We start from the raw sequence: 21,770 nt of genomic DNA on the forward strand, positions 1-21,770 counted from the left end.
TTGACACCCCGATGCGTCGCAAGGAGCACGGTTGCGCGTTGCGCAACGCGACTCCTCGCAGCACCAGTCACGTTGGCTCATCGTCCCGCCCATCTTTCTCCATGCATTCATCCCTGCGCGATACCACCCGCACGATTGCCGAGGCGATGCTCGCCGGGCCGCCCGAGCGCGGCGGCGTCATCGCGCGTATGGCGGCCGTGCTCGGCGATGCGCAACCGTGGGTGCACGAATGTGCGGACGCCGCGCTCGCCCGTTTCGGCGCGAACTGGGACGACGTCGACATCGACGTGCTTGCGGCGGTGCTGGCCGATGCGGCCGCGTTCGTGCGCGCCTGGTATCGCGATGATCGGCCGAACGTGATCCGCGTCGTGCGGCGTCCGCCCGTCCAGCGGCCGTTGCCGGCGCCGCTCGCCGGCTGCGACGTGCCGCAATGGGCGACGCCCGGCGATCTTGCCGGCTGGCTCGGCGTGAGCGCGCCGGAGCTCGACTGGCTGTCCGACCACTGGCGCGTCGACGCGCGCAGCAGCGCCACGCCGTTGCATCACTACACGTACGTGGCGCACGACAAGCGCAGCGGCGGCAGCCGCCTCGTCGAAATTCCGAAAGGCCGGCTGCGCGAAGCGCAGCGCCGCATCCTGCACGGGCTGCTCGATCGCATCGCGCCGCACGGTGCGGTACACGGCTTTCGCAAGGGGCACGGGATCGTGTCGTTCGCCGCGCCCCATGCGGATCGCGAGGTCGTCGTCCGTTTCGATCTCGCGGATTTCTTCGTGTCGATACGCGCCGCCCGCGTGCACGCGCTGTTCGTCACGCTCGGGTATCCGGCCGAAGTCGCGCGCACGCTCACCGGGCTGTGCACCAACCGCGTGCCGTCCGCGCGGCTGCTCGCGCCGGACCTGCGCGACCGGTTCGACTGGATCGGCCGCCAGCGTTATCGCGAACGACATCTGCCGCAGGGCGCGCCGACGTCGCCGGCGCTGGCGAACCTGTGCGCGTTCCGGTTCGACATGCGGCTCGCCGCGCTCGCGCGTTCGCTCGGTGCAACCTACACGCGCTATGCCGACGATCTCGCCTTTTCCGGCGGCGGCGCGCTGGCGCGCGACGTCGAGCGGCTGCAGGTCCGCGTTGCCGCGATCGCGCTCGAAGAAGGCTTTGCGCTGCAACTGCGCAAAACCCGCGTGATGCGGCGCGGCGTGCGGCAGCAACTGGCCGGCGTGGTCGTCAACCGTCATCCGAACCTGGCGCGCGATGCGTTCGATCTCCTGAAGGCCATCCTGACCAACTGCATCCGCCACGGCCCGGCGTCACAGAATCGCGACGCGCATCCGGATTTCCGCGCGCATCTCGCCGGGCGCGTCGCGCATGCGGCCGCGCTGAACGCGGCGCGCGGCGCGAAGCTGCGCGCGCTGTTCGACCGGATCGCGTGGGACGCCCGCGACGTCGGCCTGTAATCGGACGTATCCGCATCGACGCCTTCTGTAATACGACGCCGAGCACTGCTATCATTCGCGCCATGCCGCGCCCGTGTCAGGTGCGGCGCTTACTTGCTGCAGCCGTTCGCCGTGCCTACGTACATGGCGGGCTGCGCGTTGCCGGCCGGTCTTGTCCAATTGATTGACGCGCGACGTCGTTTAGTGCGTATCGCGCAAGCCATGCCGGCTCAGGCAAACGATGCACCGATTTGACAGCCCCCATCGGCGGAACTTCGTGGTAGGTTCCGCCATCGGAGCTTTTTGCGAAAACATGCCCAAAGAGGATGAATACATGACCCAGGCCCTGCAGGAACTCGAAGCACAACTTCGGGACCTGAATATCAAGCTGTCGGATGCGAAGCAGAAGGAGAAGCAGGCCGCGCTCGCGGCATTCAAGGAACAGGTCGAGCTTTTGGGAATTTCGCAGCAGGAAGTGCTGAGCGCGCTTGGCTACATCGTCCAGCGAAAACGCAAGGCGCCTGCCAAGTACTACGATCCGACGACCGGCCGCTCATGGTCGGGCCGCGGCCCGCGCCCGAAATGGCTCGAAGGCAAGGATCTCGCCGCGCTCGCCGTCGACCGCGAGGCCAAGACCTGGTGGCCCGGAGACGACCAAGGCTGAAGCCGGCCGGGCCGCGAGGCCGCCCGGCGCCGGCCGGTCCGCTGGCGCGAACCGGCCGGTAACACTCCGCCAGCATGCTGTCTTTCATCCGGTGTCCGGCCTGACCGCGACATCACCGGCTTCGCCGCCGACACCGGATCGCTTATATTCCCCTCCCGTACATTGCCAGCGGATTCCCGCTCGACGTCCTGCAAGCGGATGCCGCCGTGCGCGCACCGCCGCCGCCGGCAGGTCTGCCGGCCCGTCGGGCACCGGCACAGGCCTTAGAATGTCGCCGGACAATCGTGGCAGGACACCATGGCAGCAAACATGAAATCTTCGTCGCTCGAGGGCCCGTCGGCCCCGCGCGTGGAGCAGGTCGGCGCGTACGCGTGGAAAGCGCTGGCCGGATCGGCGATCGGCTATGCGATGGACGGCTTCGACCTGCTGATCCTCGGCTTCATGCTGCCGGCGATCACGTCGGCGCTGCAATTGACGCCCGGGCAGGGCGGCGCGCTGGTCACGTGGACGCTGATCGGCGCCGTGGCGGGCGGCATCCTGTTCGGTGCATTGAGCGACCGTTACGGGCGGGTGCGCGTGCTGACCTGGACGATCCTGCTGTTCGCGATCTTCACCGGGTTGTGCGCGTTCGCGCAGGGCTTCGAGGATCTGCTCGTGTACCGCACCATCGCGGGCATCGGGCTGGGCGGCGAATTCGGGATCGGCATGGCGCTCGCGGCGGAAGCGTGGCCGGCGAGCAAGCGCGCACGCGTGTCGTGCTACGTCGCGCTCGGCTGGCAGGCCGGTGTGCTGCTGGCCGCGCTGCTGACGCCGTTCCTGCTGATGCACATCGGCTGGCGCGGGATGTTCCTGGTCGGCGTGCTGCCGGCAGTGCTCGCGTGGGCGATGCGCAACACGCTGCACGAGCCTGAAGCGTTCGTGCAGCGCGCAGCGCAGCCGAAGGCCAACGCATTCCGCCTGCTCGTCGCGGACGGCCGTACCGCGCGCACGAGCCTCGGCATCGTGATTCTGTGTTCGGTCCAGAACTTCGGCTACTACGGGATCATGATCTGGCTGCCGACCTTCCTGTCGAAACAGATGGGCTTCTCGCTGACGAAGTCGGGGCTGTGGACGGCGGCGACGGTCGTCGGGATGATGATCGGCGTCTGGGTGTTCGGGCAACTGGCCGACCGCATCGGGCGCAAGCCGACGTTCCTGCTGTACCAGCTCGGCGCGGTCGTGACGGTTCTCGCGTATGCGCGGCTGTCGGACCCGACCGCGATGCTGTGGGCCGGTGCGCTGATGGGCATGTTCGTCAACGGGATGGTCGGCGGCTACGGGACGCTGATGTCGGAAGGCTATCCGACGGCCGCACGCGCCACCGCGCAGAACGTGCTGTGGAACATCGGCCGCGCGGTCGGCGGCTTCGGCCCGGTCGCGGTCGGCGCGCTGGCCGCGCACTACTCGTTCCAGACGGCCATCGCGCTGCTTGCCGGCCTCTACGTGCTGGACATGGTCGCGACGCTGTTCCTGATTCCCGAGCTCAAGGGCGTAGAACTCGAATGAGCGCGGCCGTCGCGCACCACCCAACGACCTCACTCATGACCACGATGCAACAGAAGAACAAGACGATCGGCGTGATGGGCTCGGGCAAGGAGCCGTGGCTCGCGTTCTCGGAGCCGCTCGGCGCCTGGCTTGCGCAGGCCGGTTTCAACCTGCTGACGGGCGGCGGGCAGGGCGTGATGCTGGCGGTCGCGCGCGCGTTCGCCGGCGTGCCGGGGCGGGCCGGCCGATCGATCGGCATCCTGCCGACGCGGGCCGATCCGCTTGCGGGCTTCGTGCCGCTCGACGGCTATCCGCATCCGTTCGTCGACGTCCCGATCCTCACGCCGCTGCCGCGCCGCGAGCCGGGCGCCGCGCCGGATACGATCAACCGCAACTACGTGAACGTGCTGAGCAGCGACCTGATCGTCGCGCTGCCGGGCGGGCCCGGCACGGCCGAGGAGATCGCGCTCGCGCGGCGCTGGCGCAAGCCGCTCATCTGTTTCGGGCCGGACGATGCGTTTCGCGAGCTTGCGGCAGGGGCCACGTGCACGTCGTCGCTCGACGACGTGATCAGCTTCGTGGAACGTGCGTTTTCGGCGGAGCTGCCGCTGCGATAATTCGCGCGGCCGGTTTGACTACCGTCGTTGCGATGCTGGCACGCGATGTCACCGGTTTCGATGCGACGACGTGCCGCCGGCGCGCGCAAGCCGCCGGCGGCACAATTCGTTATCGCGGCGGGCGGTTCAGCGGCCCGTCTTCAACTGTGCCCACAGCCGGTTCTGCAGCCGGCGGATCTCGGGCGGCATCGGCTTGAGCAGCGTCATCTTGCTCAGTACTTCATCGGATGGATACACCGACGAATCGCGCGCGATCGCGGGCTTCACGTGCTGGCGTGCAGCCTTGTTCGCGGTCGGATAGAACACCGCGTTGGTGATGCCGGCGTTGACCTTCGGATCCTGCACGTAGTTGATCCACTTCAGCGCGGCGTCCCGATTCGGCGCGTCCTTCGGAATCACCATCATGTCGAACCACAGCAGCCCGCCTTCCTTCGGGTTCGCGAAGCCGATCTCGTACGGGCGCTTCGCTTCGGCGGCACGACGGTGCGCGATGCCGACGTCGCCCGAATAGCCGAACGCCACGCACAGGTCGTTGTTCGCGAGATCGTTGATGTAGCCCGACGAGTTGAACTGCGTGATGTACGGGCGCACCTTCTTCAGCACCTCGTACGCCGCGCGGTAGTCGGCCGGGTTCGTGCTGTTCGGATCCTTGCCCATGTACTGCAGCGTGGCCGCGAACACGTCGACGGCCTGGTCGAGGAACGACACGCCGCAGCTCTTCAGCTTCGCCATGTTGGCCGGATCGAACACCAGCGCCCAGCTGTCGACCGGCGCCTTGTCGCCGAGCACCTTCTTCACGGCCTGCACGTTGTAGCCGATGCCGTCGGTGCCATACGCCCACGGCACGCCGTACTGGTTGCCCGGATCGGCATCGGCGACCATCTTCATCAACAGCGGATCGAGGTTCGCCAGGTTCGGCAGCTTCGACTTGTCGAGCGGCTGGTAGACGCTCGCCTGGATCTGCTTGGCCATGTAGTTCGACGTCGGCACGACGATGTCGTAGCCGGAATTCCCCGACATCAGTTTTGCCTGCAGCGTGTCGTCGCTGTCGTAGTTGTCGTAGCGGACGTGGAGGCCCGTCTGCTTCTGGAAGGTCGGGATCGTGTCCGGCGCGATGTAGTCGGACCAGTTGTAGATGTTCAGTTCGCCGGCCGCGCGGGCGGTCGTGCCGGCAGCCGCGGTGGCCGACAGGATGGCGGCGGTTGCAAGGGCGCGGCGAAGCGTGCGGATTCGCATGACGTGGTTTTCCATTTCGGTGCGCGTGTCGATTCCGCGAAGGGCGGGTCGAGGCGCGATGGTTCATCGGATGAAGCAGACGTGCGTGACCGCCGCTCGCGGCGAGCGAGCGTGGTGCACGTCGATCAGGAGTCCGTTTGATTTCAGGCCGGGTCGTGCGGAAACGAAGCGCGAGCCGATCTCGTCACCGGTCTGGTGACACGGCGAGTGGGTCGAACGGAATCAGGGAAAGCGGAGGGGCGCTAAGGCAGCAGCGATGCCACGTCGTCGGTATGGATCGCGACGTATGCACGCGCGGCGACCGCGTTATGACGGCGAACGGAGCGGCGGGACAGGATGGTGTAGATCGACAGCGGCAGGCGAGGGCTTTGGCCGCCGCCACTGTCGTCGGGGGACGCGATCGTAGCGCGCAGGTTTCGCGCATCGCCTCGTCTCCACCGCACCAGCGGGCCACGGAATCTCACGATTACTCTCGACCGGGTTGTTGAAAGTATTGAACACCTGACGATTCGCCGGCGGCTGCCGTTTTCAGGTATCGGTCATCGCAATTGCCGCGTGGCGGCATCGGCTGCGCGACGCGAATTGAAAGCTTGGCAGACACCTGAATCGCCGAAACATGACGCTTCCATGAATCATCAGGTAAATCGCTGTAAGGATGTCTCAGGATTTTCCCTAGGGATTGGAGGGCCGATGAGCGTGTTCGGCGCGGTGGTGATGACGGGAAAATCGCGTCGGCAACGCTGCTTCGGGTGGTCAGCAACCGCACGAAGTGATGAGAATATTCGACGGCTTGCAGTCCGGATCGCTACCGAATGATCGTCGGAAAGCCGGTTGAAAGACCTGGATTCGACACGAACGCGTTCGCGACCGAACTCGCGCAGGTCGCGATGTGGGAGCGGCAGAACGCGTAGACCTGCAAAAAGGATCGCACCTGGGGGCTTAGACCGTACCCGTACCCCGATGACAGGGAGCATCGTCAAAGTGCTCGCGCCGGACGTCGATTTCGCGCCTGGCGCCGTTGCTTGATGGCATGGCCGTTTGATCCTGAGTGCAGCGTCATGCCGGTTTTCCACGTGATCTGCGACATTCCTGCGGGTTGGGATCACGGCGGCGTATCAGCTCTGGCCACCCATCCCGGCTAATTCCCTGGTGCATCGAGCGCGCTCGTCATCTCCTGCGCGGCGTGTTGCAGCGAAGGCAGAAAGCGTCTCACGGCGTCCGCCGGATTGATCGCGTGTTCGAGGTAGATCACGTTCAGCGCCGCCATCACTCGATCATGCGCGCTGACCGCGACGGCGAGCGAGCCGATTTTGCGTTGTTCGGTCCAGTCGCCATGGTTCGATCCGAAACCGTCGGCGCGTGTCCGCCTTACAAGATTGCGAATGAATGCATCGTCCGATGCGAGTCGCTGTTGTTGTTCACCGCCGGCACCGGTGCGCAGCAGGTCGAGAATATCCTCGCGCTCCGCGTCCTGGCACGACGCGAAGTAGATGCGGCCCGATGCCGTCAGCAGCATCGGGAGTCGGCGCCCGACCATCGAACGATGAAATGACAGCGGGCTGAACCGATGAGTCGTCTCGCGAATGATCATCGAATCGCCGTCCGGCGTCGTCAGGTCCGACGGCCACACGATGCGCTGCAGCAACGTGGCCATGATCGGCGGCGCGACCGTCGCAATGTGTTCGTCGTCGGTGAACCCTTCGCTCAGCGTGCGCACACGCAGCGTCAGTCGGAACGTGTCATCCGACTCGCTGCGTCGCACGAATCCGCCTTCCACCAGCGTTTCCAGCAACCGCCGCACGGTCGTGCGGTGCAGCCCCGTGACTTCGCTCAGCTGCTGGCTCGTCGCGCGGCCGTTCTCCAGCGCATTGAGGGCCTGCAGCACCTGCAGGCCACGCGACAATCCTCGGACATTTGCGTACTTGCTCATCGGAAAATGTATTAAAAATCAACGACGTGCATTCCTTGCACATTTGGTTGAAATTGTTGAGTGCGTATCTGCCGCTCCCTAGACTTGCCTCCATCCCGCCGCCACACGACGCGACACGGAACCCGCGACGTGCCCCGGCCGGTATCCATCGGCATACGCAGCGACCACCGAGTCGCGCGAGGAAGGAGACACATGAATCCCACACCCAGTCCAGCCGCGCATCGCGACCCGCGCGACCCGCTTTCCACCGACGTCGCAATCATTGGCGCAGGCCCGGTCGGCTTGATGATCGCCAACATTCTGGGCCTTCAGGGCGTGCGTGTCACGCTGATCGAGAAGCTTGAACAGATCATCGATTACCCGCGCGCAATTGGTCTGGATGACGAAGCATTGCGCGTGTTCCAGTCGATCGGCCTGGCCGACGAACTCGTGCCGCACACGACGCCCGATCACTGGATGCGTTTCGTGACGAAGGACGGTCACTGCTTCGCATCGATCGAGCCGCGCACCGACGAATTCGGCTGGCCGCGCCGCAACGCGTTCATCCAGCCGCTCGCGGATCGCGTGCTCCACGAAGGCCTCGCGCGTTTCCCGCATGTCCAGGTGCTGTTCGGGCACAGCGTTGCATCGTTCACGCAGGACGCCGACGGCGTCAGCATCGACGTGGACGATGCGGATGGCGAACGCCGGACCGTGCGCGCAGCGTACATGGTCGGCGCGGACGGCGGCAACAGCTTCGTGCGCCGCGTGCTGAACGTGCCGTTCGAAGGGCGTACGAAGCCGAACCAGTGGATCGTCGTGGACGTGCGCAACGACCCGATCGGCTCGCCGCACGTCTACATGCATTGCGATCATGAACGGCCATACGTGTCGGCGGCGCTGCCGCACGGTATTCGCCGCTTCGAGTTCATGGTGATGCCGGGCGAGACCGAGGAAGAACTGTCGAAACCCGACAACATGGCTGCGCTGATCCGCAAGGTGGTCGCGGATCCGGATGCGGTCGACTACATCCGCAAGCGCGTCTATACGCACAATGCGCGTCTCGCGTCGACGTTTCACGTGGGCCGCGTCCTGCTCGCCGGAGACGCCGCGCACATCATGCCGGTGTGGCAGGGGCAGGGTTACAACAGCGGAATCCGCGACGCGAACAATCTCGGCTGGAAGCTCGCGATGGTCGCGCGGGGGCTGGCAGACAGCCGCTTGCTCGAAACCTATACCGTCGAGCGTCGCGCGCATGCGCGTTCGATGATCCATCTTTCCGAAGTGGCGGGCGATATATTCGCGCCGACGACACGTTTCGGCGCGCGCTTTCGCGACACCTTCGTGCGTGCGCTGAACCTGTTCCCGATGGTGAAGCGCTACTTCGTCGAAATGCGCTTCAAGCCGATGCCGCGTTACGAGGCGGGCGCGGTACTGCTGCCCGCGCATGCATGCAGGCACGGCTGGTTTGCACGCGTGCTCGAACGATCGGGCAATTCCGCGCCGGGCCGGCTGCTTGGCCTGATGAGCGAAAAGCGCGATTCCTTGATCGGCCGGCTCGCATACGGTCGCGATCCGTTTGCCGCGTCACCGGTCGGTCGCATGTTCATCCAGCCGCGCGTGCGGCTGACCGACGGCCGCACCGTGCTGCTCGACGACGCGATCGGCACCGGTTTCGTCCTGCTGGGCTGGGGCGCGGATCCGACCTTCGGCATGACGCCGCAGGCGCGTGCGTCGTGGGCACGGCTCGGCGGCCGCTTCGTGGTTGCGAAGCCGGACGCGCAGCTCGCTTACGCCGACGACGTGCCGTCGGACGTGCTCGCGATCGGTGACGTGACGGGGCGGTTGAAGGACTGGTTCAGCCGTCTGCCGGAGTCGGTCGTGCTGCTGCGTCCCGATCGTTTCGTCGCGGGTGCATGTGCGCCACAGCAGGTGTCCTCGGCGATTGTCGCGCTCGCGGAAAAGCTCGGCATGACGGCAGGCGCGCGGCACGAGCACGGCGACGTTGCGCCATCTTCGCAGCGCCCGGTGTTCGATCGCGATGTCCTCACACACGTGGCAGGAGCATGAGCATGCCGATTCATCTCGAATGTCTGTCCCATACGCCGCTACACGGTTACGTCGATCCGGCGCCCGACGTGGTTGCCGAAGTCGAGCGCATCGGCCGGGCCGCGCGCGAACGTGTCGAGCGTTTCCGGCCCGACCTGATCGTCGTTTTCGCCCCCGATCATTTCAACGGATTCTTCTACGACATGATGCCGCCGTTCTGCATCGGCGCACGCGCCGACGCGATCGGTGATTTCAAGAGCCTGGCCGGCACGCTGCCGGTGCCGGGCGATCTCGCGCACGGGCTGGCGGAAAGCGTGCTGGCCGCCGACGTCGATGTCGCGCTGTCGTACCGGATGCAGGTCGACCACGGCTGTGCGCAGGCACTCGAAGTGCTCACCGGCGGACTCGATCGCTATCCGGTGATCCCGGTATTCATCAACTCTGTCGCGCCGCCGATGGCGACGCTGCGCCGCGCGCGTTTGCTGGGCGATGCGATCGGCCGCCATCTCGCGCGTACCGACCGCCGCGTGCTGGTGGTCGGCTCGGGCGGCATCTCGCACGAGCCGCCTGTACCGGAACTGATCGGCGCGACCGCCGAAGTGGCGGAGCGGCTGATCGCCGGTCGCCATCCGTCAGCCGAGTCGCGCGCGGCGCGCCAGGCGCGTACCGTGGCCGCCGCCCGTTCGTTTGCCGCCGGCGACAGTCCGCTGCATCCGCTCAATCCCGAATGGGATCGCGCATTCCTTGCCAGACTCGCATCCGGCGAACTGACCGCACTGGACGGCATGACCAATGACGCGATCACGCGCGACGGCGGCAAGTCCGCGCACGAGATCCGCACGTGGGTCGCCGCATTCGCCGCGCTCGCCGCATATGGCCCGTATCACGCGTCGCTCGACTACTACCGCGCGATTCCCGAGTGGATCGCGGGTTTCGCCACCATGCACGCCACGTCGTCGACCGCCGTCGCGGCGGCGGCGTGACCGAACTCCAGGAGACCTAGATGTCCGATTCGAACCTTGTGACGACACTGGCCGCGCGACTGCGCGAAGCCGAGGCGTCGCGCAGCACGATCGCGCCGCTGCGCGGCGAAGCCGCCGCGGGCGGCATCCCGCTCGACGCGATGACGCTGGCCTACGCGGTGCAGCAGGCCAACGTCGACCGGCGCGTCGCGAACGGCGAGCGCATCGTCGGCCGCAAGATCGGCCTGACGTCGCTCGCGGTGCAGACCCAACTGGGCGTCGACCAGCCCGATTTCGGTGCGTTGTTCGCGAGCATGGCTTGCGGCGACGGCGCGCCGATTTCGCTCGCGCAACTGATACAGCCCAAGGTCGAAGCGGAGATCGCGCTCGTGCTCGATCGCGACCTCACGCATGACAGGCACACGTTCGTCGACATCCTGCGCGCAAGCGCTTATGCGCTCGCCGCGATCGAGGTGGTGGACAGCCGCATCCGGGACTGGGACATCCGCTTCGTCGACACGGTCGCCGACAACGCATCGAGCGCGCGCTTCGTGGTCGGCAGCCGTCCGGTGCCGCTTTCGCAGCTCGATCTGACGAGCTGCGCAATGACGCTCGCCCGCAATGGCGAAGTGCTGTCGAAGGGCAGCGGCGCCGCCTGCCTCGGCAATCCACTCAACGCTGCCGTGTGGCTGGCCGACCGGATGGTGCAACTCGGCACGCCGCTGCGCGCCGGCGACGTGGTGCTGACCGGCGCGCTCGGTCCGATGGTCGCCGTCCGCGAGGCCGGCACCTATGTCGCGCAGATCGACGGGCTCGGCAGCGTCCGGGCAACTTTTACGGCTTAACTCAGGAACTCGCATGGCTTCCGAAAAACTCAAGGCTGCGATCATCGGCTCCGGCAACATCGGCACGGACCTGATGATCAAGATCCTCCGTCACGGCAGGCATCTGGAAATCGCGGCGATGGTCGGTATCGACGCGAACTCGGACGGTCTCGCGCGTGCCGCGCGACTGGGTGTCGCGACCACGCACGAAGGCGTCGAAGGGCTCACGCGTCTGCCGGTATTCGACCAGATCGATTTCGTGTTCGACGCGACGTCCGCAGGCGCGCACGTTCGCAACGCAGCGCTGCTGCGCACGCTCAAGCCGTCGATTCGCATGATCGATCTGACACCCGCCGCGATCGGCCCGTACTGCGTGCCGGTCGTCAACCTCGACGCGCACATCGACGCGCCGAACGTGAACATGGTCACGTGCGGCGGCCAGGCGACGATTCCGATCGTCGCGGCTGTGTCGCGCGTCGCGAGGGTGCACTACGCGGAGATTGTCGCGTCGATCAGCAGCAAGTCCGCGGGCCCCGGTACGCGCGCGAACATCGACGAATTCACCGAAACGACGTCGAAGGCGATCGAGGTGGTCGGCGGCGCCGCGAAGGGCAAGGCGATCATCGTGCTGAACCCGGCCGAGCCGCCGCTGATGATGCGCGACACGGTCTATACGCTGTCCGACCTCGCGTCTCGCGCGGAGATCGAGGCGTCGATCGAGGACACCGTCGCGAAGGTACACGCGTACGTGCCTGGCTATCGGCTCAAGCAGAAGGTGCAATTCGACGAGATTCCGGCGAGCGCACCGATCCGTATTCCGGGCCTGGGAACATTCAGCGGCCTGAAAACGTCGGTGTTCGTCGAAGTGGAGGGCGCCGCGCACTACCTGCCTGCCTACGCGGGCAATCTCGACATCATGACTTCCGCCGCGCTCGCGACCGGCGAACGCATGGCGCAGGCGCGCGTGAGCGCGTAAGGAGCAAACGGCGATGAGCAAGAAACTGTATATCTCCGACGTGACGCTGCGCGACGGCAGTCACGCCATTCGACACCAGTATTCGATCGCGAACGTGCAGGACATCGCACGTGCGCTGGATCGCGCCAGGGTGGACAGCATCGAGGTCGCGCACGGCGACGGCCTGCAAGGATCGAGCTTCAACTACGGCTTCGGCGCGCATACCGATCTCGAATGGATCGAGGCGGTAGCGGACGTCGTCGAACACGCGAGGATCGCGACGCTGCTCTTGCCGGGCATCGGCACGATTCACGACCTGAAGGCCGCATACGACGCCGGCGCGCGCATCGTGCGTGTCGCGACGCACTGCACCGAGGCGGATATCTCGAAGCAGCACATCGAATATGCGCGCGAACTCGGCATGGACACGGTCGGCTTCCTGATGATGAGCCACATGACGACGCCCGAGAATCTGGCCGTCGAGGCGAAGAAGATGGAAAGCTACGGCGCGACCTGCATCTACGTCGTCGATTCCGGCGGCGCGCTGACGATGTCGGACGTGCGCGATCGGTTCCGTGCGGTGAAGGCGGTGCTGAAGCCCGAAACGGAAACCGGCATGCACGCGCACCACAACCTGTCGCTCGGCGTCGCGAACTCGATCGTCGCGGTGGAGGAAGGCTGCGACCGGATCGATGCGTCGCTCGCGGGAATGGGCGCGGGCGCCGGCAATGCGCCGCTCGAAGTGTTCATCGCGGCGGCCGAGCGGATGGGCTGGAACCACGGCACCGATCTCTACACGCTCATGGATGCGGCCGACGACATCGTACGGCCGTTGCAGGACCGTCCGGTGCGCGTCGACCGCGAAACGCTCGCGCTCGGCTATGCGGGCGTGTATTCGAGCTTCCTGCGTCACTCGGAAGCGGCCGCGAAGAAGTACGACATCAGCACCGTGGACATCCTCGTCGAACTGGGCAAGCGCCGGATGGTGGGTGGCCAGGAAGACATGATCGTCGACGTCGCGCTCGATCTGAAGAAGCGTGGCGAGGCCGCATAGGAACGCACGGCAGGACCGCACACGTCGCGGTCCGATACATGACAGCCGCCGGCAAGAGCGGCCTGCCTATCAATCATTGGAGACTTTGAATGAATACGTCACGAACGGAAGGCGATACCGCGCGACATGGACGCACGGGACACGCGACGATCATGTTGTGCCTCGCGATTGCGTTGCTCGAAGGGCTGGACCTGCAATCGGCGGGGGTGGCCGGCCCGCGCATGGCGAAGGAGTTTTCGCTCGCCGTCGCGCAGATGGGCTGGGCGTTCAGCGCGGGCGCGCTCGGCCTGCTGCCGGGTGCCGCGCTCGGCGGCCGGCTGGCCGACCGGTTCGGCCGCAAGCGCGTGCTGATGTGGTCGGTCGCGATGTTCGGCCTGTTCTCGCTCGCGACGACGCAGGTCTGGAGCTTCGAGAGCCTGCTCGTCGCGCGATTGATGACGGGCTGCGGGCTCGGCGCCGCGATGCCGAACCTGATCGCGCTGTGCTCGGAGGCGGCGGGCCCGCGGCAGCGCGGCACGGCGGTCGGCGCGATGTACTGCGGGATGCCGTTCGGCGCGGCGATCGCCGCGGTGATCGGCATCGCGAGCGCAGGCGATGCGAATTGGCGTCACGTGTTTTACGTCGGCGGAGTCGGGCCGCTCGTCATGGTGCCGCTGCTCGGGATGTTCCTGCACGAGTCGCGGCAGTTCGTGGCGACCCGTTCGACCGTGGCGGCCCATGTCGCGGGCCTGCCCGGCGTGCGTGACGCGCTGTGGCGACACGGCCGCGCGCGTACGACCATCGCGCTGTGGATCAGCTATCTCGGCACGCTCGTCGTGCTGTATTTCCTGATGAACTGGCTGCCGTCGATGGTGCTGTCGCGGGGGCTGACACGCGTGCAGGCCAACGTCGTGCTGATGATGTTCAACATCGGCGGCGGTATCGGGGCCGTCGCGATCGCGACGCTGATGGACCGCTTCGGACGGCGCGGCACGGTGATCGGCATGTATGTCGGCGTCGCTGTCGCGCTGATCACGCTGGCGAGCGCGGGTGGCGCGACGTCGATGGCGATCGGCGGCTTGCTGTGCGGGTTGTTCCTCGTCGGCGGCCAGTCGGTGCTGTATGCGCTGGCCGGCCATGCGTATCCGACCGAAGTGCGCGGCACGGGCGTGGGTGCGGCCGTTGCGGTGGGGCGGCTCGGTTCGATTCTCGGGCCGCTGGTGGCAGGGCAGTTGTTCGCGCTCGGTCAGAGCCCGTCGATGCTGGTGTCGGCGAGCATCCCGCTGATCGTGATCGCCGCGGTGGCGGCGTTGACGGTGGTGGGTGCGTTTGCGCGGCAGCGCACGGGCGAGCCGCAGCGCGCGTAGCGATTCGGGCGGGCCGCGCGAGCGCGGCCCGCGATCGAGATCATTCATTTTTTCGGAAAGGACATCATCATGACTGCGACGACATCACCGATCACGGAAGCGTCGACGAGCCGGTTTGCACGCGTGAAGGACGGCGACCTCGAACTGCGGATCCACTATAACGACACGGGCGCCGGACCAACCGGCGAGACGGTCGTGATGCTGCATGGTTCGGGGCCTGGCGCGAGCGGCTGGGCGAACTTCAACCGCAACGTCGAGCCGCTGGTCGCGGCAGGCTATCGCGTGATCCTGATGGACTGCCCGGGCTGGAGCAAGAGCGATCCGATCGTCTGTACGTCGTCGCGCTCGGAACTCAACGGCCGCGTGCTGAAGGGGCTGCTCGACGTGCTCGATATCGAGCGCGTACATATTCTCGGCAACTCGATGGGCGGGCATAGCGCGGTTGCGTTCGCGCTCGGCAACCCGGAGCGTGTCGGCAAGCTGGTACTGATGGGCGGCGGCACGGGCGGGCCGAGCAACTTCGTGCCGATGCCGACCGAGGGCATCAAGCTGCTGCAGGGCCTGTATCGCGAGCCGACGATCGAGAACCTGAAGCGGATGATGGACGTGTTCGTCTACGATGCGAGCGCGCTCACCGACGAGCTGATGAAGGCGCGCCTCGACAACATGCTCGCGCGGCGCGATCACCTCGAGAACTTCGTGAAGAGCCTCGCGGCCAATCCGAAGCAGTTCACCGATTACGGCCCGCGGTTGGGCGAGATCGCGGCGCCGACGCTCGTGATCTGGGGGCGCGACGATCGGTTCGTACCGATGGATACCGGCCTGCGGCTGATCGCCGGCATGCAGAACGCGCAACTGCATGTGTTCAACCGGTGCGGGCACTGGGCGCAGTGGGAGCATGCGGATGCATTCAACCGGATGGTGGTCGACTTCCTGCGGAATTGAGTGCAGCGAGGCAAGCGCCGCCTTCGAAAGACAGTTCGTCGATCCAGGGCGTGCGCGTCGGCCGGCTCGTCACGCTGGCCTGGATTCGGATCGCATCGATCGCGCCCGGCTGCGTTGGCGGCGGCCTCGCGTCGCGGGCAGGAGCAGGGCTACGAGCCGGGGCAGGGCTCCTGGCGGAACGCCTGCATCTGCCCCGTCATCATCTGCAGCATCTTGTTGGCGGCCACCGAGAGCTTGCGGCCCACGCGCGTGACCATGTGCGCCTCGGCGTTCTCGAGAATCGGATGCGCGATCTCGATCGCAAACAGTTCCTTGGCCTGCAGTTCGGTCGCCACCGCGAAGGCTGGCATCAGCGCGATGCCGAGCCCCGATTTCACGAACTCATTCAGGATAGCAAAGGAATTGGTGGTGACGCTCGGCGTGAGCCATACGCGTTCGGCGTATTCCACGGCCTCCATCATCTGCCGCGTACCGTAGGACGGGTGGGTGGCCGCCAGCGGGTAGGCGGCGAGCTGCTGCACCGTCAGCACCTTGTGGCTGCGGCGCGGGAAGCCGGGGCCGACGATCGCCATCATCGGCTGCCGCTTCGAGGCGCGCGACACCAGCTTGGGTTCGGCGGGAGGGTTGTAGACCAGGCCGATCTCGCCCTCGTCGTTCGAGATTTTGCGGATCACATCGTTGGTGCTGCCCAAGTCGAGGTTGACGCGGATCCCGGGGAACTGCCGGCAGAACTGCGGCATCGGCCCGGCCATTAGATCCGAGACGAAGCCCTCACCGAGTACCGAGTGCGCTGCAGGGAATCGTCACGCGCAACCGCAATCCGATCGACGGCGCGGTGCTGTCGGTCACGCAAGTGCATGCGGGTGAGGCGATGAACGTGGTGCCGACCGATGCCTGGCTCGGCGGCACGGTGCGGACTTTCTCCGATGCGACGCTCGACCTGATCGAGACGCGCATGCGCGCCGTGGTGGCCGCGACGGCCGTGGCCTTCGATTGCGAGAGCGAGGTGGATTTCCAGCGCCAGTATCCGGCTACCGTGAACGACGCCGGGCAGACGGCGGTGGCGGTGGCGGTGATGCGGGAGCTGGTGGGCGACGCGCATGTGAACGCGGCCGTCGATCCGACCATGGCGGCAGAGGATTTCTCGTTCATGCTGCGCGAGAGGCCGGGTTGTTGTGCATTCCTCGGGAACGGGAGCGGCGATCATCGCCTGCATGGGCATGGCGGCGGGCCTTGCCTGCTGCATAACGCCAGTTACGACTTCAACGATGCGTTGCTGCCGGTGGGAGCGAGTTATTTCGTGAGGTTGGTGGAGCGGGTTTTGGCGCGGTAAGGCGCGGGTGCCGACTGTTCGGGGCCGATCGTGATGAACGGGCATGGTGGCGCGCCGTCATGAATGACGGCTTGCGGGCGGGATTTTACGCTTTAATCGGATTTATCCAACAGGCATTCAAGAAATCGTTTCGTCTCCGGATAATCCGACAAATCTCGATCATTCGCGACGCACACGTAAAGTTGTCGTTCCGCCCACTCGTCGAGCAGTCTTATCGCCTTCAGATTGTAAAGATTCAGATATGGGGAGGCGTTTGGTTCCGGAATTACGCCAATTCCTATTCCTTCCTGGATGAGGCGGCATCTTGCCTCGTAATTTCCAACTTCGATTTTGACATCGAGCGGACGTGACAAGCCTCGTCCGGCAAGCGATGAGAATGCGTCATAGGTGTGCCGAGGAAAATACCCGACGAACGGGTAGGAATTGGCAGCTTCCAGGAACAGCTCATCAAAAACCGCGAGCGCGTGATCTCGGCGTGTAACCAGGACAATGCGGTCCCGCCGGAATGGATAGGACGTCACGCCGGGCGCCGGCGACAATGCGTGATAAATCCCGACATCCGCTTCATTTTCCGCGACCAGCCGCGGAATGTCGTAGCTGTAGCGCTCTTGCAGATCGATACGAGCGGCAGGAGACTCCGCAAGATATCTCCGTGTTATCGCAGGTATATACGCGATGATTGATGACGGATTCGCGGCTAATCTGACTTTTGGATTTCCTGCCTTTCCAAATTCAGCCACAACGTCTTGCGCTATTTCGACGCGGCGCAAGATCGCTTTCGCATGATGATACAGCGACAAACCCGCCGGCGTGCCCTGAACGCCGCGCGCATGGCGGATCAGGAGATCCACGCCGAGCCGGCTCTCGAGGTCGGCGATTCGCTTGCTGGCTCCTGACGTTACGAGGGCATTATCTTCTGCTGCCTTGGTCAAGCTCTTCGACTCGATAGCCGAAACAAAGATGCGAAGACTCTGAAGATCAAGTTTCATCATGTTCGGTCGCGAGCCTGTTGATCGGAAGCCATTTGTCGGAGGCGGTAGGGCCTCTTTCATCGCTGTTGAATCGTTCACTTCCTGACCCGGCACTATAACAATCCGGGACAGGGTTGATGAGACGGCGACGAAGTGAGTCGCCTGCAACTTCCTTGAGCATGGTTTGAACAGCTGGACGCCGGCCAATAGGGAAGATACGTCTTCTGTCGCTCACCTGTACGAACCGTTCGCTTGCCATGGTCGCCCCTTCGGACCAGTGCTCGGCGATTGCAACGGGGGTGAGATCCCCAAAAATTCGCAATGGCAACTTCGCGGACGAGGGAAAAGCTGGTCGTCGCGTTGACCGAAGTGATGCCGGGGGAAGCGCGCGTCGCGGGTATTTCGCTGGCGTTCAGTCATGCGACGGCGCTGCTTGGCGGTTTCACGCCGGCCGTGTCCACCTGTCTCACTCAGGTGATGCATGACTGGGCCGCGTCTGGCTACTGGCAGGGGTTTCGCTGCGGTTCGCGGCCTTTTGTGCGAAAGCCTGGGTTATATCGGCGCGGCGCCGCACGTAATGCTTCGGCGTCGGCGTCGGCGTCGGCGTCGGCCTGATGGACGCCGTTTCGATGCGTCGCGACCGAAGCCCGGCCTTGCGTCGGGCTTCGTTGTTTTCATCGTCGATAGGAAGGGTCGATGCGATCCAGCTTGCGCAGTAGCGCGGGCCATTCCATCACACCATAAGGGCGGCGTGTCTGCGGCTGATAGTTCATGTACGTCTCTTCGAGCACGTCGTGCGGAACTGCGTTCAGTTCGGTATTGCACGCCATGGCCGCGAGCTGCGTCCTGCACGACAACTCCAGCCGATGCATGGCGTTGAACGCTTCGGGAATGGTCTTGCCGACGGTGAGCAGGCCGTGATTGCGCAGAATGAGCGCGTTGTTCTCGCCGAGATCGCGCACCAGCGATTCGCGCTCCGAGACATCCAGCACCACGCCGCAGTAATCGTGGTAGCCGATCTTGTAGAAGCGCATGGAAGTCTGCGTGAGCGGCAGCAGCCCGCACTTGAGCGCCGATATGGCCATGCCCGGCCAGCTGTGCGTATGAATCACGCATTCGAGTTCGGGGTTCGCTTCGTGGATGGCGCCGTGGATCACGTAGCCCGCGCGATTGATGCCGTAGTCCATGCCGACGAACACGGGCTTGCTGAGAATATTTCCATCGATGTCGATCTTGATCAGGCTCGATGCCGTGACTTCCTCGTACAGCATGCCGTAAGCGTTGATGAGATACGCGCCTTCCTCGCCCGGCACGCGCGCCGAGATGTGGTTCGCGGCCATGTCCGACATGCCGTATAGCTCGGTCAGCCGGTAGCAGGCGGCCAGATCGACGCGCGTTTTCCATTCGGCTTCGGAGCATTGCTCGCGCATCGATGGAATGGAGAATTCGGGGAGCGTGGTCATTCGAGATTCCTCGTCGAAGTTGATCGGAAAGAGCAGGCCGTGCGTCGCCTACGACTGCATTTGCATGTCGCTGCGGCGCAGGCTCAAGGTGGCGATCAGCGTGCAGCCGATGCATGCCGACGCATACAGGTAGAAACCGCTTTCATGGCCGATGCTCTTGAACCAGAGTCCGACGTAACCGGCCGTGCCGCCGAATATGGCCGTCGCGATGGCATACGGCACGCCCACGCCCAGCGCCCGCAACCGCGCGGGAAACAACTCGGCTTTCATGACGGAGCACACGGACGTGTAGCCGGACACGATCATCAGTGCGAGCGTGAGCAGCAGGAACGCGGTTGTTGCGCTGTGTGTGCGCGCAAGCGCCGTGAGCAGCGGCCAGGTGGCGAACGTGCCGCCAATTCCGAACCACAGCAGCAGTGCGCGTCGCCCGATACGATCCGACAGCGCGCCGAAGAACGGCTGCATGACCATGAACAGCGTCAGCGTGGACAGCGAAAGCCACGCGCTCGTCTGCGGGCTCAGTCCGACCGTATTGACGAGATAGTTGTGCATATAAACCGTGTAGGTGAAGAATGCGAGCGTGCCGCCCGTGGTGAGCCCGAACACGAGCAAAACGGGCCGCCAGTGCTCGCGCAGCGCCAACAGCGACACGCCGCGCTTGTCCTTCTCGCCGAGCGCGCGGAAGTCCGGGGTTTCATCGATATTGCGGCGCACCCACCACGCCACCAGCGCGAGCGCCGCGCCGGTGATGAACGGCACGCGCCAGCCCCAGTCAATCAGTTCCGCACGCGGAATCAGCGCCTGCAATACGACCTGCACGAGCGTGGCGAGCAACTGGCCGAGAATCAGCGTGACGTAGTGGAAGCTGCTGTAGAAGCCGCGATGGCCGGGCTTCGCGATCTCGCTCAGGTACACCGAACTCGCGCCGTACTCGCCGCCGAGGGAAAAGCCCTGCACGAGCCGCGCGAGCAGCAGGACGAGCGGTGCGGCCATGCCGATCTGCGGATAGGTCGGACACAGGCCGATGGCGAGCGAGCCCGCGCACATCAGGATGACGGACAACGTGAGTGCGGAGCGGCGTCCGCGCCGGTCGGCATACAGGCCGATCAGCCAGCTTCCGACTGGCCGCAGCAGAAAGCCGATGGCGAAGATCGCCGCCGTCGAAAGCAACTGAATGGTGCGGTTCTCGCGGGGAAAAAACGAGGCGGCGAAGAAGATGGAGAAAGTCGTATAAACGTGAAAGTCGTACCATTCGATCAGATTGCCGATGGAACCGCCCGCAATCGATCGCAGCGCGCCGCGGCGACGTAGCGGACGCGTTGCGGCATCGACGTCGGCGGGTATCGTTTCGTGCATGGTCGTCTCCTTGTATTGTGGGAATGGCGTATGCGTCGGATCCACGCCGGTGTCGCGTGCCAGCGGCGCGCCATCGTTCGGTCGCTGTTTCAGCGCGCGAGGTTGAGCAGCGGTTCGCCTCGATGCCAGCGCGCGAGGTTGTCGAGCCAGATGCGGCCGACGGCTGCGTACTGACTGTCTGACTGTCCCGCCATATGCGGAGTGAGAATCACGTTCGGCATATCCCACAAGGGCGATGCCGCACTCAGGGGTTCGTGCTCGAACACGTCGAGGTAGGCGCCCGCCAGCGCACCGCTACGCAGCGCGGCGATCAGATCCGCTTCGACCACGACCTCGCCGCGCGCGACGTTGACCAGATGCGCCTGCTTCGGCAGACGCGCGAGACGGCTTGCGTCGATCAGCTTCGTCGTCTGCGGCGTGAGCGGGCAGGCGAGCACAAGCCAGTCGGTGCGCGGCAGCACGTCATCGAGCATCGAGAAATCGATGAAGGTTTCGCCCTGTGCCTCGCGGCGTACGACGATGACGGCCATTTCCAGCGCATCCAGCAAGCGGGCGAGCCTTTGACCGATTGCACCGTAGCCCACGATCACCGCGGTCTGAGCGGCGAGATCGCGCGGCGCGGCGTCGAGCAGCAAGGGGCGCCATGCGTGTTCGCGCTGCGCTTCGTGCAGCAGCGGCAGGCGGCGTGCCAGCGCCATCAGACCGGCCAGCGCCGTATGCGCGACCGTGCGAGCGTTTGCGCCGGAAGACGACGTCACCTGCACGCCGCGTTGCCGCATCTCGATGAAGATCGGACGATCGACGCCCGCGGAATGAGCATGCACCCAGCGCAGGTTCGGTGCGGCGCGCAGCGCGTCGTAGAAGTGGCGGGTTTCCGGCGTCAAGTCGTGCTTGGTCGAGCGGCCCGTCACGTCGCGGCTCACGAATGCGATATGCGCTTCGGCGCTCGATGCGTCGCCAGGCGACAGCAGGCGGAACGGCGTTGCGCCAAGCGTTCGCGCGATCTCGCCGTCGAAGTGGCGCGCGGCCACATCGGAGAGAAGAATATTCAGGGCCAGCATCGTCTCCATTACCACTATCTCGTTTGCCTATGCTGTGCGCCCGGATATCTGGAATAAGAAAAGCCCGTGCG

The 21,770-nt window shown here is 65.3% G+C and carries 18 protein-coding genes and 3 pseudogenes; 13 read left to right on the forward strand and 8 right to left on the reverse strand.

Annotated elements, in window-relative coordinates; all coding sequences use genetic code 11:
• The first annotated feature begins 101 nt into the window (after positions 1-101).
• The 4 genes from LXE91_RS33400 (at position 102) to LXE91_RS33415 (ending at position 4,235) form a co-directional block, all read left to right on the forward strand.
• A complete protein-coding gene (locus LXE91_RS33400; protein ID WP_039355207.1) occupies positions 102-1,451 on the forward strand; it encodes a reverse transcriptase family protein in 1,350 nt (449 codons plus the stop codon).
• Between the two features lie 313 nt (positions 1,452-1,764).
• A complete protein-coding gene (locus tag LXE91_RS33405; RefSeq protein WP_039355204.1) occupies positions 1,765-2,094 on the forward strand; it encodes an H-NS histone family protein in 330 nt (109 codons plus the stop codon).
• A gap of 297 nt (positions 2,095-2,391) precedes the next feature.
• A complete protein-coding gene (locus tag LXE91_RS33410) occupies positions 2,392-3,639 on the forward strand; it encodes an MFS transporter (RefSeq protein WP_039355203.1) in 1,248 nt (415 codons plus the stop codon).
• Positions 3,640-3,683: 44 nt separating this feature from the next.
• Positions 3,684-4,235 carry an SLOG cluster 4 domain-containing protein gene (locus tag LXE91_RS33415; RefSeq protein WP_172625619.1) on the forward strand — a complete coding sequence of 184 codons (552 nt, stop codon included), beginning with the start codon at positions 3,684-3,686 and terminating at the stop codon, positions 4,233-4,235.
• A gap of 126 nt (positions 4,236-4,361) precedes the next feature.
• Here LXE91_RS33415 and LXE91_RS33420 read toward each other — a convergent pair whose 3' ends face one another.
• The 3 genes from LXE91_RS33420 to LXE91_RS33430 form a co-directional block, all read right to left on the reverse strand.
• On the reverse strand, positions 4,362-5,471 hold the full coding sequence (locus tag LXE91_RS33420) for a polyamine ABC transporter substrate-binding protein (RefSeq protein ID WP_039355393.1): 1,110 nt from the start codon (positions 5,469-5,471) through the stop codon (positions 4,362-4,364).
• 242 nt (positions 5,472-5,713) lie between these two features.
• On the reverse strand, positions 5,714-5,935 hold the full coding sequence (locus LXE91_RS33425) for a hypothetical protein (RefSeq protein ID WP_076841468.1): 222 nt from the start codon (positions 5,933-5,935) through the stop codon (positions 5,714-5,716).
• A gap of 674 nt (positions 5,936-6,609) precedes the next feature.
• Positions 6,610-7,401, reverse strand: coding sequence for a DNA-binding transcriptional regulator (locus LXE91_RS33430; RefSeq protein WP_039355201.1), 792 nt, complete (start codon positions 7,399-7,401; stop codon positions 6,610-6,612).
• Positions 7,402-7,593: 192 nt separating this feature from the next.
• Here LXE91_RS33430 and LXE91_RS33435 point away from each other — a divergent pair, with 192 nt between their 5' ends.
• The 7 genes from LXE91_RS33435 (at position 7,594) to LXE91_RS33465 (ending at position 15,515) form a co-directional block, all read left to right on the forward strand.
• The gene (locus tag LXE91_RS33435) at positions 7,594-9,450 is read left to right on the forward strand and encodes a bifunctional 3-(3-hydroxy-phenyl)propionate/3-hydroxycinnamic acid hydroxylase (RefSeq protein ID WP_039355200.1); all 1,857 of its coding nucleotides are present in this window, start codon (positions 7,594-7,596) and stop codon (positions 9,448-9,450) included.
• Positions 9,451-9,452: 2 nt separating this feature from the next.
• Positions 9,453-10,412, forward strand: coding sequence for a 3-carboxyethylcatechol 2,3-dioxygenase (locus tag LXE91_RS33440; RefSeq protein WP_039355199.1), 960 nt, complete (start codon positions 9,453-9,455; stop codon positions 10,410-10,412).
• A 20-nt stretch (positions 10,413-10,432) separates the two neighbouring features.
• Positions 10,433-11,236 (forward strand): fumarylacetoacetate hydrolase family protein, encoded by an 804-nt coding sequence (locus LXE91_RS33445; RefSeq protein WP_039355198.1) that lies wholly within the window; start codon positions 10,433-10,435, stop codon positions 11,234-11,236.
• A gap of 13 nt (positions 11,237-11,249) precedes the next feature.
• On the forward strand, positions 11,250-12,191 hold the full coding sequence (locus LXE91_RS33450) for an acetaldehyde dehydrogenase (acetylating) (RefSeq protein WP_039355197.1): 942 nt from the start codon (positions 11,250-11,252) through the stop codon (positions 12,189-12,191).
• A gap of 13 nt (positions 12,192-12,204) precedes the next feature.
• Positions 12,205-13,224: a 4-hydroxy-2-oxovalerate aldolase gene (gene dmpG, locus LXE91_RS33455; RefSeq protein WP_039355196.1), complete on the forward strand. Its 1,020-nt coding sequence runs from the start codon at positions 12,205-12,207 to the stop codon at positions 13,222-13,224.
• Between the two features lie 89 nt (positions 13,225-13,313).
• A complete protein-coding gene (gene mhpT / locus LXE91_RS33460; protein ID WP_039355195.1) occupies positions 13,314-14,570 on the forward strand; it encodes a 3-(3-hydroxy-phenyl)propionate transporter MhpT in 1,257 nt (418 codons plus the stop codon).
• A 69-nt stretch (positions 14,571-14,639) separates the two neighbouring features.
• On the forward strand, positions 14,640-15,515 hold the full coding sequence (locus LXE91_RS33465) for an alpha/beta fold hydrolase (protein WP_039355193.1): 876 nt from the start codon (positions 14,640-14,642) through the stop codon (positions 15,513-15,515).
• A gap of 149 nt (positions 15,516-15,664) precedes the next feature.
• On the opposite strand, the pseudogene LXE91_RS33470 reads toward LXE91_RS33465, so the two are convergent.
• Positions 15,665-16,297 (reverse strand): annotated as a pseudogene (locus tag LXE91_RS33470) (LysR substrate-binding domain-containing protein); the annotation flags it as partial.
• On the opposite strand from LXE91_RS33470, the pseudogene LXE91_RS33475 reads away from it, so the two are divergent.
• A pseudogene (locus tag LXE91_RS33475) lies at positions 16,294-16,848 on the forward strand (M20/M25/M40 family metallo-hydrolase); the annotation flags it as partial. The pseudogenes LXE91_RS33470 and LXE91_RS33475 overlap by 4 nt on opposite strands.
• 92 nt (positions 16,849-16,940) lie before the next feature.
• On the opposite strand, the gene LXE91_RS33480 reads toward LXE91_RS33475, so the two are convergent.
• Complete coding sequence (locus LXE91_RS33480; protein WP_076841470.1) at positions 16,941-17,840, reverse strand: LysR family transcriptional regulator; 900 nt, start codon at positions 17,838-17,840, stop codon at positions 16,941-16,943.
• 327 nt (positions 17,841-18,167) lie between these two features.
• Between LXE91_RS33480 and LXE91_RS33485 the strand changes: the two are divergent.
• Positions 18,168-18,434, forward strand: a pseudogene (locus tag LXE91_RS33485) (citrate-proton symporter); the annotation flags it as partial.
• A 59-nt stretch (positions 18,435-18,493) separates the two neighbouring features.
• Here LXE91_RS33485 and LXE91_RS33490 read toward each other — a convergent pair.
• The 3 genes from LXE91_RS33490 to LXE91_RS33500 form a co-directional block, all read right to left on the reverse strand.
• On the reverse strand, positions 18,494-19,282 hold the full coding sequence (locus tag LXE91_RS33490; RefSeq protein ID WP_039355186.1) for a class II aldolase/adducin family protein: 789 nt from the start codon (positions 19,280-19,282) through the stop codon (positions 18,494-18,496).
• Positions 19,283-19,330: 48 nt separating this feature from the next.
• The gene (locus tag LXE91_RS33495; RefSeq protein WP_278068179.1) at positions 19,331-20,638 is read right to left on the reverse strand and encodes an MFS transporter; all 1,308 of its coding nucleotides are present in this window, start codon (positions 20,636-20,638) and stop codon (positions 19,331-19,333) included.
• An 89-nt stretch (positions 20,639-20,727) separates the two neighbouring features.
• The gene (locus LXE91_RS33500) at positions 20,728-21,717 is read right to left on the reverse strand and encodes a D-2-hydroxyacid dehydrogenase (protein ID WP_039355182.1); all 990 of its coding nucleotides are present in this window, start codon (positions 21,715-21,717) and stop codon (positions 20,728-20,730) included.
• Positions 21,718-21,770 lie beyond the last annotated feature (53 nt).

The organism is Burkholderia contaminans (genome assembly GCF_029633825.1).
Classification (GTDB): Bacteria; Pseudomonadota; Gammaproteobacteria; order Burkholderiales; family Burkholderiaceae; genus Burkholderia; species Burkholderia contaminans.

Excerpts from the sequence above, each read along its gene's own strand:
- mhpT (WP_039355195.1), top strand. The coding sequence starts at position 13,314 with ATGAATACGTCACGAACGGAAGGCGATACCGCGCGACATGGACGCACG.
- LXE91_RS33410 (WP_039355203.1), top strand. The coding sequence starts at position 2,392 with ATGGCAGCAAACATGAAATCTTCGTCGCTCGAGGGCCCGTCGGCCCCG.
- LXE91_RS33415 (WP_172625619.1), top strand. The coding sequence starts at position 3,684 with ATGCAACAGAAGAACAAGACGATCGGCGTGATGGGCTCGGGCAAGGAG.
- LXE91_RS33405 (WP_039355204.1), top strand. The coding sequence starts at position 1,765 with ATGACCCAGGCCCTGCAGGAACTCGAAGCACAACTTCGGGACCTGAAT.
- LXE91_RS33490 (WP_039355186.1), bottom strand. The coding sequence starts at position 19,282 with ATGACCACGCTCCCCGAATTCTCCATTCCATCGATGCGCGAGCAATGC.
- LXE91_RS33440 (WP_039355199.1), top strand. The coding sequence starts at position 9,453 with ATGCCGATTCATCTCGAATGTCTGTCCCATACGCCGCTACACGGTTAC.
- LXE91_RS33435 (WP_039355200.1), top strand. The coding sequence starts at position 7,594 with ATGAATCCCACACCCAGTCCAGCCGCGCATCGCGACCCGCGCGACCCG.
- LXE91_RS33430 (WP_039355201.1), bottom strand. The coding sequence starts at position 7,401 with ATGAGCAAGTACGCAAATGTCCGAGGATTGTCGCGTGGCCTGCAGGTG.
- LXE91_RS33480 (WP_076841470.1), bottom strand. The coding sequence starts at position 17,840 with ATGATGAAACTTGATCTTCAGAGTCTTCGCATCTTTGTTTCGGCTATC.
- LXE91_RS33450 (WP_039355197.1), top strand. The coding sequence starts at position 11,250 with ATGGCTTCCGAAAAACTCAAGGCTGCGATCATCGGCTCCGGCAACATC.
- LXE91_RS33495 (WP_278068179.1), bottom strand. The coding sequence starts at position 20,638 with ATGCACGAAACGATACCCGCCGACGTCGATGCCGCAACGCGTCCGCTA.
- LXE91_RS33400 (WP_039355207.1), top strand. The coding sequence starts at position 102 with ATGCATTCATCCCTGCGCGATACCACCCGCACGATTGCCGAGGCGATG.
- dmpG (WP_039355196.1), top strand. The coding sequence starts at position 12,205 with ATGAGCAAGAAACTGTATATCTCCGACGTGACGCTGCGCGACGGCAGT.
- LXE91_RS33445 (WP_039355198.1), top strand. The coding sequence starts at position 10,433 with ATGTCCGATTCGAACCTTGTGACGACACTGGCCGCGCGACTGCGCGAA.
- LXE91_RS33420 (WP_039355393.1), bottom strand. The coding sequence starts at position 5,471 with ATGCGAATCCGCACGCTTCGCCGCGCCCTTGCAACCGCCGCCATCCTG.
- LXE91_RS33465 (WP_039355193.1), top strand. The coding sequence starts at position 14,640 with ATGACTGCGACGACATCACCGATCACGGAAGCGTCGACGAGCCGGTTT.